This is a genomic window from Ensifer sp. NM-2 (assembly GCF_003024455.1).
In the GTDB taxonomy this organism is placed as follows: Bacteria; Pseudomonadota; Alphaproteobacteria; order Rhizobiales; family Rhizobiaceae; genus Ensifer; species Ensifer canadensis.
In genome coordinates this window covers 68,468-83,391 of the sequence record NZ_PVZR01000015.1, presented here as the reverse complement: position 1 = coordinate 83,391, position 14,924 = coordinate 68,468, and the positions used below count along the sequence as shown (strand labels likewise).

Annotated in this window: 15 protein-coding genes; 5 read left to right on the top strand and 10 right to left on the bottom strand. The window is 62.0% G+C overall.

All coding sequences use genetic code 11. The features are described from left to right. Positions 1-161: 161 nt before the first annotated feature. Together C6558_RS25655 and C6558_RS25650 are read right to left on the bottom strand one after the other, a co-directional pair. Positions 162-632, bottom strand: a complete 471-nt coding sequence (locus tag C6558_RS25655; RefSeq protein WP_025427941.1) for a MaoC family dehydratase — start codon at positions 630-632, stop codon at positions 162-164. After that, positions 632-1,084, bottom strand: coding sequence for a MaoC family dehydratase (locus tag C6558_RS25650; protein WP_025427940.1), 453 nt, complete (start codon positions 1,082-1,084; stop codon positions 632-634). The genes C6558_RS25655 and C6558_RS25650 overlap by 1 nt, the downstream gene beginning before the upstream one ends. A 252-nt stretch (positions 1,085-1,336) precedes the next feature. Here C6558_RS25650 and C6558_RS25645 point away from each other — a divergent pair, with 252 nt between their 5' ends. Further along, entirely contained in the window at positions 1,337-2,443 is a 1,107-nt protein-coding gene (locus C6558_RS25645) for a hypothetical protein (protein ID WP_025427939.1), read from the top strand. Between the two features lie 150 nt (positions 2,444-2,593). On the opposite strand, the gene ychF is transcribed toward C6558_RS25645, so the two are convergent. Beyond that, a complete protein-coding gene (gene ychF, locus C6558_RS25640) occupies positions 2,594-3,697 on the bottom strand; it encodes a redox-regulated ATPase YchF (RefSeq protein ID WP_057208775.1) in 1,104 nt (367 codons plus the stop codon). A gap of 204 nt (positions 3,698-3,901) precedes the next feature. Between ychF and clpS the strand changes: the two genes are divergently transcribed. Next, entirely contained in the window at positions 3,902-4,213 is a 312-nt protein-coding gene (clpS, locus tag C6558_RS25635) for an ATP-dependent Clp protease adapter ClpS (protein ID WP_025427937.1), read from the top strand. A 3-nt stretch (positions 4,214-4,216) separates the two neighbouring features. Here the strand turns inward: clpS and C6558_RS25630 are convergent, their stop codons facing one another. The 6 genes from C6558_RS25630 to C6558_RS25605 form a co-directional block, all read right to left on the bottom strand. Next, positions 4,217-4,669 carry a GNAT family N-acetyltransferase gene (locus tag C6558_RS25630; RefSeq protein WP_057208773.1) on the bottom strand — a complete coding sequence of 151 codons (453 nt, stop codon included), beginning with the start codon at positions 4,667-4,669 and terminating at the stop codon, positions 4,217-4,219. 3 nt (positions 4,670-4,672) lie between these two features. Beyond that, a complete protein-coding gene (gene pth, locus C6558_RS25625; RefSeq protein ID WP_025427935.1) occupies positions 4,673-5,392 on the bottom strand; it encodes an aminoacyl-tRNA hydrolase in 720 nt (239 codons plus the stop codon). 62 nt (positions 5,393-5,454) lie between these two features. Next, a complete protein-coding gene (locus C6558_RS25620) occupies positions 5,455-6,189 on the bottom strand; it encodes an ABC transporter substrate-binding protein (RefSeq protein WP_025427934.1) in 735 nt (244 codons plus the stop codon). A 30-nt stretch (positions 6,190-6,219) separates the two neighbouring features. Continuing rightward, positions 6,220-8,592, bottom strand: a complete 2,373-nt coding sequence (locus C6558_RS25615; protein ID WP_025427933.1) for a bifunctional diguanylate cyclase/phosphodiesterase — start codon at positions 8,590-8,592, stop codon at positions 6,220-6,222. A gap of 283 nt (positions 8,593-8,875) precedes the next feature. After that, positions 8,876-9,484 (bottom strand): 50S ribosomal protein L25/general stress protein Ctc, encoded by a 609-nt coding sequence (locus tag C6558_RS25610; RefSeq protein ID WP_025427932.1) that lies wholly within the window; start codon positions 9,482-9,484, stop codon positions 8,876-8,878. 231 nt (positions 9,485-9,715) lie between these two features. After that, positions 9,716-10,897, bottom strand: a complete 1,182-nt coding sequence (locus C6558_RS25605) for a benzoate/H(+) symporter BenE family transporter (RefSeq protein ID WP_025427931.1) — start codon at positions 10,895-10,897, stop codon at positions 9,716-9,718. Between the two features lie 248 nt (positions 10,898-11,145). Between C6558_RS25605 and C6558_RS25600 the strand changes: the two genes are divergently transcribed. The 3 genes from C6558_RS25600 to C6558_RS25590 all read left to right on the top strand — a co-directional run bounded on the left by C6558_RS25600 (position 11,146) and on the right by C6558_RS25590 (position 14,470). Beyond that, a complete protein-coding gene (locus C6558_RS25600) occupies positions 11,146-12,102 on the top strand; it encodes a helix-turn-helix domain-containing protein (protein ID WP_025427930.1) in 957 nt (318 codons plus the stop codon). 267 nt (positions 12,103-12,369) lie between these two features. Continuing rightward, positions 12,370-13,878 carry an aldehyde dehydrogenase gene (gene adh, locus C6558_RS25595; RefSeq protein ID WP_025427929.1) on the top strand — a complete coding sequence of 503 codons (1,509 nt, stop codon included), beginning with the start codon at positions 12,370-12,372 and terminating at the stop codon, positions 13,876-13,878. Between the two features lie 199 nt (positions 13,879-14,077). Further along, a complete protein-coding gene (locus C6558_RS25590; protein WP_025427928.1) occupies positions 14,078-14,470 on the top strand; it encodes a DUF779 domain-containing protein in 393 nt (130 codons plus the stop codon). An 85-nt stretch (positions 14,471-14,555) separates the two neighbouring features. Here C6558_RS25590 and C6558_RS25585 read toward each other — a convergent pair whose 3' ends face one another. Continuing rightward, on the bottom strand, positions 14,556-14,909 hold the full coding sequence (locus tag C6558_RS25585; RefSeq protein ID WP_025427927.1) for an EF-hand domain-containing protein: 354 nt from the start codon (positions 14,907-14,909) through the stop codon (positions 14,556-14,558). Between the last annotated feature and the right edge of the window lie 15 nt (positions 14,910-14,924).

Here is a 14,924-nt window from a genome sequence, read left to right as displayed (position 1 = left end):
CCTGATTTAAGGAATAACGGGGACGCGCGTCGTTTGGACGGGCGACGGTCGCTCAACAGAGCGTTTCCGGGTTAACCGGAGTTACGGAAACGCTCTATCTCTTTATTTCCAAGCATTTCTTGACTGAAAGCCTCTTGGCGTTTTTCCTGGAGATGCCCTGGCTAAACGAACTCGATGACCTTGCTTTCGAAACGGATGACCGCCTCGCCGTGCTGGTTTTCGCCTTCGCAGAGGATCGTGTTGATCCGCCAGCCCGGCCGCGAAGCGAGCGTGCGGCTTTCGAGGAACGTGACGGCATAGGTCACGGTATCGCCGGCATAGACCGGCTTCAGCCATTTCAGATCCCGGAAGCCGGGCGAGGGGCCGAGCCGTGGCGCGTGCAGGCCTTCGGCCGCAAGCCGCCGCTGTTCGTCCTTCCAGAACCGGACGAAACACTGCATCCATCCGGCCGCGGTGTGCCAGCCGGAGGCGCATAGACCGCCAAACAGCGAATGCCGAGCCTCTTCCGCGTCGAGGTGGAACGGCTGCGGATCGAAGTCACGGGCGAAGCGGACGATATCCTCGGCGGTAAAGGCCAGGGTGCCGATGACGGTCCTGCGACCGGTGGCGTAAAACTCCTCCATCGTCATCATTAATTCTGACCTTTGTCGCGGCAGCGGAAGAGCACGGTACATTCCGAAACCGCCACCGGTTCGCCGGTCTGGTTGACGATTTCGTTGCGGAACTTGACGATGCCGAGGCTCGGCTTGGACTTCGACCGGCGCGCTTCGAGCACCTGGCTGAAACCGGTGAGCACGTCGCCTGCTATCACCGGCTTCTTCCAGTCCATGAAATCGATGCCGGGAGAGCCTTGAGACGAAGAATGGCCCATGAAGGCGTCGAGCATCATGCGCATGCCGACGGCGCTGGTGTGCCAGCCGGAGGCAGAGAGGCCGCCAAGGATGCTGAGTTTGCCAGCTTCCTCGTCGAGATGCATCGGCTGCGGGTCGAATTCACGGGCAAAGGCGATCATGTCCGCAGGCTTCATTTCGACCGGCTTGTAGTCGAAGCGTCGCCCTTCGGAAAAATCCTCGAAATACAGCATGCTGAGTTGTCCCGTCTGATTTGCTGACGCTTTACGTACTGCATAATTTCTCAAACCGGAATCGATTTAAGCGGGAAATTAAGCAGTGGCTTTCAAACGTTAGAGCGTGCCTCATTCGTCATCTCTGACCTGTGGCGCTCTCGTGTCGGTTGATGCCACCGTATCGTGGAATTTCCAGGTTGCGCATGCCGATTGTTCATGCAACCACCTGATTTATGGGTGTATCGACCGGCTTTTGATTGAGGAATGCTCGTGACCGAACTGAACAGGGCGCTCGCAGGCGCTGCCGAAAAAGGGATCATCTCTGCCCGTCAGGTGAGCGATCTCGAAGCCTATCTCGCTGACCGTGGCATCAGCTTCGGGCCGGTGGCACCGGATGCTGCCGCCGACCGGGACGATGCGGCGTTCGATGCCCGCGCCGCCGAAGACAGCGAACAGCCGCGGTTCGTCAGGGGATTTCACGATATCCTGATCACGATCGGCGTCGTTGTCGTGCTGATCGGCCTCTGGGGCTTGGGCGGCCCATTCGTAACGCTGCCGGTCATTCTTGGGCTCGCGGAAATCCTGGTGCGGCGCCAGCGGCTGGCGCTGCCGTCGGTGGCGCTGACGGTTGCTCTCGTGCATTGGGTCGGGACGACGTCACTGTTGTTCGTGAGCGAGCATGATGATGCCTGGAAGCCGATGGTCTTTGCACTCGCCTATCTATCAGCGTTCCCGATCCCGCTTGGTCTGTTCTACTGGCGCTATCGCGTTCCGCTGGCGCTGGCCGGTCTGATGGTGTCGGTCGCACTCATCTGCGTGGTCGCGATCCTTCTTGCCTTCGAGAGGAGCTTGGGGATCGACCTCGCCAACGACGACCATTTCATGCTTCTCGCGCTCACCGTTCTTGTCGGAGCCCTGGGTCTCTTTGCGACCGCCATGCGCTACGACGTTTCCGATCCACAGCGTGTGACGGCGCGCTCCGATACGGCGTTCTGGCTGCATCTGGCCGCCGCGCCCGCATTGCTCTACTCGCTGATCGGTCTGGTCTTCGTGTCGAACGGCCGCGGCACGTGGTGGGACGGGCAGGCCGGGCTTGGCCAGGCGATTGCCGCCATTCTGATCGTTGCCCTGTTCATGCTGGTCGGATTGGTCATCGACCGCCGCGCCTTCGTCACTTCAGGGCTGTTGTCGCTCGGAGGCGCGATCTGGACGATGCTCAACCAGACCGGCGCGTCGCTTGACAACTACGTCTTCGTTGCCTTCGCGGCGGTCGGCGTCACCGTGCTTTTCATCGGCATTTTCTGGCAGAAGCTGCGGCGCATTGTCATGAACCTGTTGCCGGAAATGATTACGGCGCGGTTGCATGCCGCGCCGTAATATCGGGTAACGCGCGTTGCGATCTTTCAGATCGCTTTCTGCGCTTTAAGCTCTTGTTCTTTGCGCATGTCGTTATCGCAAAACCGCAGCACACTTTTGCGCGACATGCTTCAATGGCTGCGCGCGTGAAGCGCGCCTCATCTCATTGTCTTACGTGTTGAAGCGGAAGTGGATGACGTCGCCGTCCTGGACGACATATTCCTTGCCTTCGTCGCGGGCCTTGCCGGCTTCCTTGGCGCCGACTTCGCCGCCGAGCGCAATGTAATCGTCGAAGGCGATGGTGTTGGCACGGATGAAGCCGCGCTCGAAGTCGGTGTGGATGACGCCGGCGGCCTGCGGTGCCTTGGTGCCGCGCGGGATCGTCCAGGCGCGCGTTTCCTTCGGACCGACCGTGAAATAGGTGATGAGATCGAGCAGCTTGTAGCCGGCGCGGATCAGGCGGTCGAGACCAGCCTCCTCGAGACCGAGCGCGCTCAGGAACTCCTTGGCTTCCTCTTCCGGCAGCTGCGCCACTTCGGATTCGATCGCCGCCGAAATCACGACGCTTTCAGCGCCTTGGGTCTTTGCCATTTCGGCAACCGCGCGGGTGTGCTCGTTGCCGTCGACGGCATCGCTTTCCGCGACGTTGCAGACGTAAAGCACGGGATGGGCGGTCAGGAGATTGAGGCCCTGCAGAATGCGCAGTTCTTCGGCATCAAGCTTGGCAAGCAGCGTGCGCACCGGCTTGCCGTCCTGCAGCAGCTTCAGCGACGCGTCCATGATCGGCAGCTGTGCCACCGAATCCTTGTCCTTGCCGCCGGCGCGCTTGCGGGTCTGCTCGGTGCGGCGCTCCAGGCTGTCGAGGTCGGCGAGCATCAGCTCGGTCTCGATCGTCTCGGCATCGGCGACCGGGTTGATGCGGCCTTCGACGTGGGTGATGTCGTCATCTTCGAAGCAGCGCAGCACGTGCACCACCGCATCCACTTCGCGGATGTTGGCGAGGAACTGGTTGCCGAGGCCTTCACCCTTCGACGCGCCGCGCACCAGGCCGGCGATGTCGACGAAGGAGATGCGCGTCGGGATGATTTCCTTCGACTTGGCAATGTCGGCCAGCTTGCGCATGCGCGGATCGGGAACCGCGACTTCGCCGGTGTTCGGCTCGATCGTGCAGAACGGATAGTTGGCAGCCTGAGCCGCCGCCGTCTTGGTGAGTGCGTTGAAGAGGGTGGACTTGCCGACGTTCGGCAGCCCGACAATACCGCATTTAAAGCCCATGGCTAAAACCTGTCGTTCTCGAATTCGTTGGGCGTGGCTATGGGATAAAGGAGCCGAACGGTCAAGCCTTCGCGCGTTTCGGCGCGGTGAAGGAGCGGGCTTTTGCTTGATTGGCGGTGTCTGGCGTACGATATTGAGTGGCAGCGTCCTGGGGCCGGATGGCCAACCGCGACCGCCTTCCTGTCATCAACGGGTGGATTTCCGATGAGTGACGACGATCTTGCCGCAAAACCGAAGCTGAAGCCGAAACCGAAGCTGGAGCGGCCGAAGCTCTACAAGGTCATTCTCGTCAATGACGACTACACGCCGCGCGACTTCGTCGTCATGGTACTGAAGGCCGTGTTCCATATGAGCGAGGAGGCGGGCTACCGGGTGATGATGACGGCGCACAAAATGGGGGTTTCCGTCGTTGTCGTCTGCGTGCGCGATATCGCCGAGACCAAGGCAAAGGAGGCGACCGACCTCGCCAAGGATGCCGGCTTCCCGCTGATGTTCATGACCGAGCCGGAGGAGTGACGGTCAGGGGCGGCGGATCTGATAGCCGGTCTTGTCCTGCCGGAAGCCACAATTTTCGTAGAAACGCAGCGTCGCGGGATCCTTCGACCCCGTCAGCAGCATGACTTTGTAGCAGCCGGCGGCCCACGCATCGCCGATGGCATGCAGGATCAAAGCGCGGGCAAAGCCGCGCTTGCGAAAGGCGGCCGAAGTGACGACGTTTTCGATGAGAGCGTAGGGTGCGCCGCCCCGCGTCAGGTTCGGCACGACGACCGACGTGACCGATGCGGCGGCGACATCGCCGGCAAACCCGATGAAGACCGTCATGCCGGGTTGTGCAAGGATTGCCTGAAAGCGATCGGTGGCGAGGGTTGTGTCGAGCGAAGGGTCGTCCGGGTTCAGTTCGCCATAAAGCGCAAGAAGTCCCGGCAGATCGTCTGCCGATGCCGCACGGATCGCGAAGGGCAGGGGCGACACCTGTCAGTCGCCCTTGGGGCCGAACAGCTTCTTCAGCATGTCGGCCATCGGACCGCTCGTAGGCAGCTTCTTCGGCTGAGCCGAATTGCGCGCCTGATGAATATGGGATTGCGCGCCCTGCTTCTTTTGCGCCTGCGGCTTGTCCTCGTCCGGCTTGCCGCCGGTCGCAAGCGCGATCTTGTTCAGAAGCTGCGAGTCCTCACCGCGCACCAGCATGTCGGCATTGTCGGCGATGGCGTCGAGCAGCGGCACCAGCCAGGTCTGGTCGACCTTGGCGAAATCGCCGAGCACATGGGCGTGGACGAGGTCCTTGACGCCAGGATGGCCGATGCCGAGCCGCAGACGGCGATACTCCTTGCCGCAATGGGCGTCGATCGATTTGATGCCGTTGTGGCCGCCGTGGCCGCCGCCGACCTTGATGCGGGCTTTTGCCGCCGGCAGATCCAGCTCGTCATAGATGACGGTGATATCCTTCGGATGCAGCTTGTGGAAGCGCATGGCTTCGCCGACCGCCTCGCCGGAGAGGTTCATGAAGGTCTGCGGCTTCATCAGCAGAACCCGTTCGCCGCCGATTTCACCCTCGGCGATCTCGGACTTGAATTTCTTCGACCAGGAGGAAAAGTTATGGCGGCGATGGATGACGTCGACAGCCATGAAACCGATATTGTGGCGGTTTGAGGCATATTTCGAACCTGGATTGCCAAGTCCTGCAATGATCAGCATGTCGTTACGCTCCGTCGGGCTTTCCCCGCTTCACGAGCGCGAAACGCCATCAGAGTCAATCCTTATTTCGTTGCCTGTTCGCTTCCGCTCGGCCGAACGCCGTAACGATCGAAGATCGCATCCTGGGTGCCGTTGCCGATCAGGCGGTCGAGTTCGCGCTGCATCTTCTCGACCGTTTCCTTGTCCATGTCGCGATGGCAGGCGATGCCGTAATATTCTCCTTCCAGCATCAATGCCGCCTCGACGGGCTTGCCCTCGGCACGCATGCTTTCGAAGGTCTTCTCCGATGTCATCATCAGGTCGATGCGGCCGCCGATCAGTTTCTTCAGCGTCGAATCGAGATTGGTCGCATAGTCGATCTTCTCGAAGCCGTGTTCCGTGAGGTAGGTGGCGGAAAAATCTTCCCGCTGGGTGCCGATGGTGAACCGCTTTGCCGCATCGATCGAACCGGGGGCGGTGTCAGATCCCTTGCGCCGGACCATGATCATGTGGTCGACGAGCAGCGGCTGCACCCACTGGAACAGCTTTTCGCGCTCGGTGTTGCGGCCGGTGGTGAAGACGCAATAGGACGCATCGGTTTCTGCCAGCATGTAGGCCCGCGCCCAGGGCAGGACTTCGATCGTATAGGGAAGCTTCAGCCCCTCCATGATCGCGGTTACCTGCTCGACCGAGGCGCCGCTTGCGCCGCTCGAAGTCGAGAAGTTGTAGGGCGGGTAGTCCTCGGTGACGAATTTGATCGTCTGTGCTTCGGCGGCGGTGGAAAGGCCGAGGAACAATGCCAGGATCAGCTCTTTCACGCCTTGCTCCTTCGCGCCAGTGTCTGGCCGTTATGCCTGGATGTTGGCCTTGACTTCGGAATCGCTCTCCAGCATGGCCAGCATCTTGCCGATCGGCATGGGGCGGCTGAAAAGATAACCCTGCCCACAATCCACACCAAGCTTGCGCAGGAGTTGCCACTGCTCCTTGGTCTCGATGCCTTCCGCGACCACGGTGCAGCCCATCTGGTGCGAGATCGTGCGGATGCCCTTGATCAGCATCCGGCTCTTGCGGCGGATATCGGCGGTGCCGGAGCTGAGCGAACGGGTGAAGGACTGGTCGACCTTGACGATGTCGACCGGGAAGCGGTTGAGGTAGCTCAGCGACGAGTAGCCCGTTCCGAAATCGTCGAGCGCGATCCGGCAGCCGAACTCGTTGAGCTGCTTCAGCACCGCGTGCACTTCCGGATTGTCGAGCATCAGCACCGCCTCGGTGATTTCGATGACGATCCGGTTCGGCGAAATATGGTGCTTGAGGAGCAGGGCCGCGAGCTTGTGCGGCAGCGTAAGCTCGAACTGCAGCGGCGAGAAGTTTACCGCGAGATAGGTGTTCTGCGTGCCGTCGAGGGCGGAGATATCAGCCAGATGCCGGATAGCCTTTTCGAGAATGCAATCGCCGATGCGGGCGATCGTTCCCGTTTCCTCGGCAATGCCGATGATCTTGCCCGGCGGCATCACGCCCTTTTCCGGGTGGTTGAGGCGCATCAAGGCCTCGAAGCCGGCGATCTGGCCGTCGCTGAGGCTGACGATCGGCTGCAGCCACGCCTCGAAGTGATCGTCCTTGAGGGCCGCTTCGATGCACTGTTCGATCTCGTGGCGCTCGCGCGCGGCATCGAGCATGCTGGCGTCGAAGACCTGCAGACCGTTCTTGCCGTCGCGTTTGCGCGCATACATCGCCATGTCGGCGTTGAGCAGCAGGTCCGAAGCATTCTCGGCGTGCTCGGGATAAACGGAGATGCCGACGCTGGCGCTGACGAAAAGTTCGTTGCCGGCAATCGGCATCGGCTCGCGCAGGGCACTGACGATGCGCTCGCCGATTTCAGACGCAAGAGTGGCGACGTCCTTATCCGATACCAGGATCGCGAACTCGTCACCGCCGAGGCGTGACATGACATCGTCAGGGCGCAGGGTTGCGCGGATCAGCTCGACCGTGTGGCGCAGAACCTCGTCGCCGGCGGCATGGCCGAAATTGTCGTTGATCCACTTGAAGCGGTCGAGGTCGATGAACAGGCAGCCGACCTGGATGCCGCAGGCATCGGCGGTGACGATCGCCTCGTCGAGTGCCGCCTCGAAGCCCTGGCGGTTGAGAAGGCCGGTGAGGTGATCTGTGATCGCCTGGGCATGGTTGCGGCTTTCGGCCTGCTTCAACGCGGTGACGTCGGTCATGACGGATAGCGACAGGTCGCCATCGCCGGCCGTTTCCGTCTCCAGGATCAGCACGGTCATGAACGCGCCGTCTGCTTTGCGGAAGGGGACTGTGACCTCGCAGATGTCGTGGTCGCCGACGGCAATCGCCTTGGCGTGGCTGCGGTAGGTCTCGTGCCAGTGCGGGTCGATGAAATCGGTGAAATCCTCGCCGATCACCTGTTCGCGGTGATAGCCGGTTGCCAGCAGCCAGTAATCGCTGACGGCGCAGAGGCGGTTGTCGGTGTCGAGCGAGAACAGCATCGCCGGGGTCAGGTTGTAGATGTCGGTGGCGCGCTCATGCGCGCTCTTCAGCTCCATCGACTCACGCTCGAGCCGGTCCTGCATCTCGTTGAAATTGGCAGCCAGCGCGCCCATTTCGTCGTCCGAGGTCCAATCGACCCGGTGGCGCGAGCCCAGGCGCCGGGTCGCCTCTATGGCGGACGTCAAGCGCATCAGTGGGCGAATGACGGTGAAGCGGTTGCCGATGAGCGCGGCGGCAAAGACGGTGGCTACGGCAATCAGCAGGATGGCGAGGATAGCCAGCTCGTCCTTGCTGAACTGCGATAGCAGGCCGGGTGTCGGCGCGCGCACTTCGATGCTGCCGATTTCCTTGATGCCGTCGATCGAGTCGTAGGAAATGGGTGTTTTCAGGCTGCGGCTGTCGCTGTCGATGCCGAGGCCGCCGGAGGGCATCTGCGCGAGGATCGAGCCGGAGGTGTCGCGGATGGTGACAGCGACGATATCGGTGTCGTTCATCAGCGAGCGGGCGATGCGCTTGATGCCGTCGCTGTCGAAATCCCAGATCGGCTTGCCCAACGCTTCGGCGCTTGCGCCCATCAGAAGCTCGATGTTGTGCAGGCGCTCACGGGCGGCGCGTTCGCTGGAGATGCTGAGGAAGAGCACGAAGAGTGGGGCAACGAAAACTAGCATTGCACCGCAGACAATCGCAATAAATCGGTTCTCGACGGAATGCATCACTGGACGCATCCCCCAGGCGTTGCCACTCGTGTCATTTCGGATTCTCTTTAGACGCTTGCTTACAAATTTCCCCGGCGCAAGAACATCATCAAAACCTTAAATGTTGCTGAAATTGCTACGTGACAATTCGTGAGGAAGCCTGCTCGATTGCAGGACAGGGACAGCACGGCGGCAACCGGTGCGTTCAACGCAAAAGGCCCGCCTCGTTTGACGGGGCGGGCCTTTCAATGGGTACCGCAGGGTATCCGGCCGATGCCGGATCGCCGCTTCACCTCAAGGTGAATCAGGCTTCTGCTTCGCCTTCTTCTTCTTCCTTCAGACCGCCAGCCGGAGCAGCGATCGTGGCAACCGTGAAGTCGCGGTCGGTGATAACCGGGGTCGCGCCCTTCGGCAGCTTGATGTTGGAGATGTGGATCGCGTCGCCGACCTTGTGACCCGACAGGTCAACGGTCAGGAATTCCGGAATGTCGTCGGCAGCAACGGCCAGTTCGACTTCGTGGCGAACGATGTTGAGAACGCCGCCGGCCTTGAGGCCCGGGGACTTCTCTTCGTTGACGAAGTGAACCGGAACCTGAACGGTGACCTTGCTGTCCTTGGAGACGCGCAGGAAGTCAACGTGCATGGTGAAGTCGCGGACCGGATCCAGCTGGTAGTCCTTCGGCAGGACGCGGATCTTTTCGCCGTTGACGTCGATGACCGCAACGGTGGTCATGAAACCGCCGGCGTGGATCTTCATCGTCACGTCCTTGGTGGACAGCGCGATCGAAATGGGGGCCTGCTTGTCACCGTAGATGACAGCTGGGATAAGACCGTTGCGACGGAGTTCACGGGAGGACCCCTTACCAACCCGTTCGCGCGTCTCGGCCTTGAGCTCATAAGTTGCGTGGCTCATAGGTAGACCTTTCTATGTCTAATTCTGGAGAGTTCATCCGCAATGCGGAAAAACCGAAGCCGCATGGGCTTCATCCGCGTTGCCTCCAAGGGTGTCTACGCGGACGGGCGGTGCATAGACGAGATCACCCGCAAATGCAAGCTTTGCCGCGGTTTTAAAGCATGTGGCGCAGAGTGCACAGCGGTTTTGCGATTGACTTGCGTGAAATCAAAGTGCGAAGGCGCGTCGCGCTCAGGCCTTTTTGCGCGTGAAGCGCGCCAGCGCCAGCATCAGGCCACCGGCGATCAGCCCCCAGAAGGCGCCCGAAACGCCGCCGAAGCTGACGCCGGAGGCGGTGACCAGGAAGGTGATTGCGGCCGCCTCGCGTGTCCTGGCGTCGGTGAAGGCCGCCATGGCGGAGCCGGCAAAGGCGCCGACAAGCGCAAGACCGGCGACTGCCTCGATCAGCACCGATGGTGCGAGGCTGACGAAGGTGGTGACCGCGCCGGCGAGCAGGCCGAAGATGACATAGAAGATGCCGGCATTGATCGTCGACCAGTAGCGTCGCGCCGGATCCGGATGGCTGTCGGCGCCGGCACCCATGGCCGCCGTGATCGCCGCAAGGTTGACCGCATGGCCGCCGAAGGGCGCGCTCAGCATCGAAAACAGGCCGGTCGTCGCGAACAGCGGGCCGGGGGTGGGGTTATAGTCATTGACCTTCATGACGGCGATGCCGGGAATGTTCTGCGACGCCATTGTAACGATGAACAGCGGCAGCGCGATGCTGATCATCGCAGGCGTCGTGAAGGCGGGCATCACGAATTCCGGCCGCGGCACCAGAGCCGAAGACAGCTCGGCCAGGGCATCAGCAGGCATTTCGACGCCAAAGGCGATCACCAGCACGAAGGCGAGCAGGGCGGCCGGCACCGCATAGAGCTTGTTGACGCTGCCGACGATCGCCCAGGCCAAGAGGATCGGCAGGCCGAACAGCGGATTGAAGCCGATCGCCTTGACCGGGGCAAAGCAAAGGCTGAGCAGGACGCCGGCCAGCATGGCATTTGCCAGTGTCGCCGGAATGGACGAGACCATGCGGCCGAGCGGCTTCCAGAGGCCGGCAATAACGATGAGCAGGCCGCAGACGAGGAAGGCACCGACCGCGGCGTTGAAGCCGCCCTCGACCATGCCGGAACTGGCGAGCAGCGCGGCACCAGGCGTCGACCAGGCGACGCTGACCGGCAGCCGGGTCACGGCACTGAGGATGACGGCGCATACGCCCATCGAGATCGACAGCGCCATCAGCCCGGATGCGGCCTGTGCTTCTGTCGCACCGACGCCGCCAAGGCCGTGAAGGACGACGGCGAAGGAGCTGGCGAAGCCGACAAAGGCGATCAAGAGACCCATGAAGAGGCTCTGGAGCGAGAAGTCACGAAGCATGGCTGGCAACCGGTTGTTGTGAATGAGTGTCGGATGATGCTCGAACTCGCGTATCATATTCCGCCGGCGTGTCGATACCGCCGGCGTGATGAACGCATCAAACGCGCTGATGCGGGCATGAAGGTGGACCTTCGTCTTGCTGGACCTCTCATCCAATCGATGCCTATAGTATGGCCAAAGCAGGCTCAGCCGTTTGGGAGATCGGGTGGGACTTGCGTTGCCGGACGTGGCTTGCAGGGAGGAAACCGATGCCTGCCGTCAGGGATCATACGGAATACGTCTATCAGGTTGCGCACCGGTCCTCGGCGGCTGCAAGCTCGCCGGTGGCCGCATCCTGGCGCCGCTGCATGACGCTCCATGGCCTGGCACCTGAGGATCGGCGCACACCGGTTCGACTTTCCGATAGCGAGTTCCGATTGGCGCGGCAGCGATCGGCCGAACTGATCGCCGAGGCGGGCGGCGAACTCGACCGGCTGTTTGCGACGGTCGGCAAGGCCGGCTGCTGCCTGCTTCTGACCGACGACAAGGGCGTGGCGCTGGAGCGGCGTGGTGCGGTCGGTGACGATGCGGATTTCCGCGATGTCGGACTGTGGTCAGGAACTATCTGGAGCGAGGCCAGCGTCGGCACCAACGGCATCGGCACGGCGATCGCCGACGAGCGCGCCGTCATTATCCAGCGTGATCAGCATTTCCTCAGCAGCAATATCGGGCTTAGCTGCACGACCGCGCCGATCCGCGATCACCTCGGCCGGCTGGCGGCGGCGATCGACATCTCCACCTGCCGCGATGATGCGTCGGAGATCACCGTCTCGCTTTTGTCACAGGCCGTGCGCGATGCGGCCGCGCGTATCGAGGCGGGGCTCTTCCGTCGAGCCTTTGCCGGATCGCGGATCGTGCTCGTGCCGATCGACCGGGCAGGGCCGGCACTTCTGGCTGTCGATCGCGACGACCTCGTCAAGGGCGCGACACGCGCGGCGCGGCAATGGCTCGGACTCGACGACAAACGCATCGCCTCGGGCATTCCGGCATCCGATCTTCTCAAGGAGGATCCGTCCGGCGACGGGAGCGAGCTTCCCGATGCCGAGCGGGCCGCGCTTCGGCGCGTGCTGTCGCGCGCCAATGGCAATGTGTCGATGGCAGCCGAACTGCTCGGCATCAGCCGCGCCACGCTTTATCGCAAGATGAAACGGCTTTCGGTTAACTGAACTTTTACCTCAAATGAGGCTGCCCCCTCATCCTAACCCTCTCCCCGCTGGCGGGGAGAGGGTCCCGGCAGGGGGATGAGGGGCCGAAGCGGCTCGAATCACTCATCAACGCGCCGCTTATTGCGCTGCAGCACGCTGACCTCAGCCCAGGTGTCTCACATCTGAAACAGATCGCGTCGCTGGCGATCGTGCCTCACTATCGAACACGCACGTTCGGCTTCACCTTCCTCTCACAGCTTTGGTTGCTGTTCACAGGGAGGAATGAACATGTTGCATCAGAAGATCGTCGAGAGCCCGTTCAAGCAGAAATACGGCAACTTCATCGGCGGTGAATGGCGCGAGCCGGTGGCCGGGCGCTATTTCGACAATACGACGCCGGTGACCGGCGGCGTGCTGTGCCAGGTCGCGCGCTCGGATGCGGCCGACATCGAGCTTGCGCTCGACGCTGCCCATGCCGTCCGCGAGAAGTGGGCGCGCACGTCGGCTGCGGAGCGGTCGAACATCCTGATGAAGATCGCCAGCCGCATGGAAGACAATCTGGAGCTTCTGGCGCGCGCCGAGACCTTCGACAACGGCAAGCCGATCCGCGAAACCATGGCCGCCGACATTCCGCTGGCGATCGATCATTTCCGCTATTTCGCCGCCTGCATCCGCGCCCAGGAAGGTTCTATCGGCGAGATCGACCACGACACGGTTGCCTATCATTTTCACGAGCCGCTCGGCGTCGTCGGCCAGATCATCCCCTGGAACTTCCCGATCCTGATGGCCGCATGGAAACTCGCGCCGGCGCTGGCCGCTGGCAATTGCGTGGTGCTGAAGCCGGCCGAGCAGACGCCGGCCTCGATCCTGGTCTGGGCAGACCTCGTCGGCGACCTGTTGCCGGCCGGCGTGCTCAACATCGTTAACGGTTTCGGTCTTGAAGCCGGCAAGCCGCTGGCCACCAGCCCGCGCATCGCCAAGATCGCCTTTACCGGCGAGACGACAACCGGGCGGCTGATCATGCAATATGCCAGCCAGAACCTCATTCCGGTCACGCTCGAGCTTGGCGGCAAGTCGCCGAACATCTTCTTCGCCGACGTGCTGGCCGAGGACGACGACTATTTCGACAAGGCGCTCGAAGGTTTCGCGATGTTCGCGCTCAACCAGGGCGAAGTCTGCACCTGCCCGAGCCGCGCCCTGGTCCAGGAAAGCATCTATGATCGCTTCATGGAGCGGGCGTTGAAGCGTGTCGAGGCGATCCGACAGGGCAACCCGCTCGACAGCGCCACGATGATCGGCGCGCAGGCGTCGAGCGAGCAGCTCGAAAAGATCCTCTCCTATATCGACATCGGCAGGCAGGAGGGCGCTGAGGTGTTGACCGGCGGCGGCCGCAACGTGCTCGAAGGCGAGCTGGCGGAAGGCTTCTACGTCAAGCCGACCGTCTTCCGCGGGCACAACAAGATGCGGGTGTTCCAGGAAGAGATCTTCGGGCCGGTGGTGTCCGTCACCACCTTCAAGACCGAAGCCGAAGCGCTGGAGATCGCCAACGATACGCTCTACGGCCTTGGCGCCGGGGTCTGGAGCCGTGACGCCAACCGTTGCTACCGCTTCGGCCGCGAGATCCAGGCGGGCCGGGTGTGGACCAATTGCTACCATGCCTATCCGGCCCATGCGGCCTTCGGCGGCTACAAGCAATCGGGCATCGGTCGCGAGACCCACAAGATGATGCTCGACCATTACCAGCAGACCAAGAACATGCTGGTGAGCTACAGCCCGAAGGCGCTCGGCTTCTTCTGAGGCTTCGCCATCGTTCCCTCTCCCCTATGGGAGAGGGCCTCCCAGGTGTGGCCGAGGGCTCATCTCCAGCTCTCGCCCTCGGTCCACCCCGACTTTGAAAACGCAAGGCGCGGCGCTTGTTTCAAGGCGCTTGATTCGCGCATATCGTCATCGCAAAACCGCTGCACACTTTTGCGCGACATGCGCAAGGAGGCTCAACATGACCACCACCGAACCGCGCGTGCTGGCGACCGACGCGGCGCTCGAGTTCATCGCCGAGATCAGGCGCGATCATCCCGACATCCTGTTCCATCAATCGGGTGGCTGCTGCGACGGCTCGTCGCCGATGTGTTATCCCGCCGACGACTACATCGTCGGCGACAATGACGTGAAGCTCGGCGAGATTGGCGGCGTTCCCGTCTATATCAGCGCCAGCCAGTTCGAAGTCTGGAAGCATACGCAGTTGATCATCGACGTGGTGCCGGGCAGGGGCGGGATGTTCTCGCTCGACAATGGTCGCGAGCGACGCTTCCTGACGCGTTCGCGCCTCTTCGGTGGTGGCGAGGCCTGCCCGCTGGCGGCCACAGCCACGGCGACAAGCGCCGGCGCATGACCGCTACTTCCGCCAGCGTGAGCTGACAGCCGTGTCCTCTGTTGCGCTGCCTTCGCGACCGTTTTTCGTCCGATCCGCGCGCGTTCTACTGCAGACTGCCGTCGCCGCCGCGGTCGGCCGCCTTGAAATCGGCCATCACGCTGTTCAGGAACTCGCTTTGGGTGATCTTGCCGTCGCGGTTCACGTTGATGGCGGCAAACTGTTGGGCGTTAAGGACAGGCGCTACCTCGTCGGCGCTTAGAGTGCCGTCCTTGTTCTTGTCCAGATTTGCGAAAGCCGTTGTCATGAAGGCCTGATATTCGGACCGGCTGATCACGCCGTCGCCGTCGCGGTCGAGCCGATCCATTTGCCCCTGATACATCGCCGCAGGCTTATCCTGTGCGGCGACCGGAGCGAACTGGCAAAGCACGGATGCCATAAGGAGAGTCACTTTTCGCATCTCGTAGCCTTTCGC

Excerpts from the sequence above, each read along its gene's own strand:
- C6558_RS25655 (WP_025427941.1), bottom strand. The coding sequence starts at position 632 with ATGATGACGATGGAGGAGTTTTACGCCACCGGTCGCAGGACCGTCATC.
- C6558_RS25650 (WP_025427940.1), bottom strand. The coding sequence starts at position 1,084 with ATGCTGTATTTCGAGGATTTTTCCGAAGGGCGACGCTTCGACTACAAG.
- ychF (WP_057208775.1), bottom strand. The coding sequence starts at position 3,697 with ATGGGCTTTAAATGCGGTATTGTCGGGCTGCCGAACGTCGGCAAGTCC.
- clpS (WP_025427937.1), top strand. The coding sequence starts at position 3,902 with ATGAGTGACGACGATCTTGCCGCAAAACCGAAGCTGAAGCCGAAACCG.
- pth (WP_025427935.1), bottom strand. The coding sequence starts at position 5,392 with ATGCTGATCATTGCAGGACTTGGCAATCCAGGTTCGAAATATGCCTCA.
- C6558_RS25610 (WP_025427932.1), bottom strand. The coding sequence starts at position 9,484 with ATGAGCCACGCAACTTATGAGCTCAAGGCCGAGACGCGCGAACGGGTT.
- C6558_RS25605 (WP_025427931.1), bottom strand. The coding sequence starts at position 10,897 with ATGCTTCGTGACTTCTCGCTCCAGAGCCTCTTCATGGGTCTCTTGATC.
- C6558_RS25600 (WP_025427930.1), top strand. The coding sequence starts at position 11,146 with ATGCCTGCCGTCAGGGATCATACGGAATACGTCTATCAGGTTGCGCAC.
- adh (WP_025427929.1), top strand. The coding sequence starts at position 12,370 with ATGTTGCATCAGAAGATCGTCGAGAGCCCGTTCAAGCAGAAATACGGC.
- C6558_RS25590 (WP_025427928.1), top strand. The coding sequence starts at position 14,078 with ATGACCACCACCGAACCGCGCGTGCTGGCGACCGACGCGGCGCTCGAG.
- C6558_RS25585 (WP_025427927.1), bottom strand. The coding sequence starts at position 14,909 with ATGCGAAAAGTGACTCTCCTTATGGCATCCGTGCTTTGCCAGTTCGCT.